This window comes from Streptomyces sp. NPDC056231 (assembly GCF_048270745.1).
GTDB lineage: Bacteria > Actinomycetota > Actinomycetes > Streptomycetales > Streptomycetaceae > Streptomyces.
Genome location: NZ_JBLVKW010000204.1, coordinates 1 through 1,301 on the forward strand (window position 1 = coordinate 1; position 1,301 = coordinate 1,301).

At 68.6% G+C, this 1,301-nt stretch carries 1 protein-coding gene; it reads right to left on the reverse strand.

All coding sequences use genetic code 11. From position 1 onward, the window contains the following. Positions 1–1,137: transposase (locus ACNPQM_RS44125; protein WP_418088413.1), on the reverse strand; the 1,137-nt coding region annotated here is incomplete at its 3' end. Between the last annotated feature and the right edge of the window lie 164 nt (positions 1,138–1,301).

The following is a 1,301-nucleotide window of genomic DNA, read 5'->3' on the forward strand; positions in this document are numbered from 1 at the left end:
GTCGTCCAGGGTGAAGCCGCCGGGGACGGCGGGCCGTAGCGGGGCGGGCTTGAAGAACAGCCGGTGACCTGCCGCTTCAAGGGCCTGGCGGGCGTCGCCGGTGGAGTAGGCGGTATCACCGAACGCGTCCACCGGCTCGTCCTCGCCGGTGAGCAGCTCGATTCCGACCATCGCCTCGTGGTGCTCGGGACCGGCTCCGGGCCGCAGGGCGACGGCGGTGTATAAGCCGGTCTCGGGCTCCATGGCGAGGTGGGCCTTGAAGCCGTCCTGCTGGTGGCTGCGGGTCTTGTGCACGTGCCGGGATTCGGGGTCGACAGTGGAGACCATCCGGTTCCGTGCGGTGCCTTGGGTGATGCGCCAGCGCCCGTCGCGGCCGTCGGAGTCCTCGGCGGGCTCCACGTCCTGACCTGCGACCAGGGCCAGGATGCCGACCGCGTTCGCGGCCTTCTCGTCGAGCTGCTGCTCGGGCAGGTGGCCCAGCAGCCGCAGCGCGTCACCGACCAGGGCGTCGACCAGGTCGGCACGGGCCTGCTCGTCGTTCCAGGCGATCCTCGGCTTGCCCGGGTCGTGATAGTCGTGCGCGGTGCAGTGCACCGCGGCCACCTCGCCGGCCCCGGGGACCTCGCGGATCACCGCCCGGACGGCGGCGATGATCTGGGTGACGGTGTCCTGGGTGGCCACCGCGTCGTCCAGCACGGTGGAATCCAGCGCCCGTCGGTGCTTGCCGGTGAGGACACCGGTGGCCTTCACGACCTCACGCACCGCCTCGAACACCCGGTTCGGCCAGGCGGAACGGGCCAGTCGGCGGCGGAAGTAGGCCAGCAGCGACGGATCGAACGCCATGTCATGCAGACCCAGTCCGCAAGCGGCCTTCCACCGCAGGTCGCATCGCAGTTCCTGGACCGTCTCGAAGTCCGAAAGCCCGTGCAGGGCCTGCAGCGTGATCGCCGCGGCCAGGATCTGCGGCGGCATGGACGGCCGGCCGTTCGCCGACGGGTACATGTCCGCAAACATCTCCGCTTCGAACAGCGCGCCACGGTGCTCGGCCAGGAACGCGAACACACTCCCCGCCGGGATCAAATCCCGGCAGGTCTCCCATACATCCGGCCCGATCGTCTCCCCGGCCCATTCCCCCATCACCACATGAAAGAGTCTGGCCCCGCCGCTCACGCGGCGGGGCCAGAACCCAAGATCTTCATGAGACTTCTAGTAGGGCTTTGTTAGGTACCCCGATTGATCATCTCCAGATAGGTTGTGATGTTCTTTCAGGTGTGACACCTGAGGAGATGGACACGGTCCGC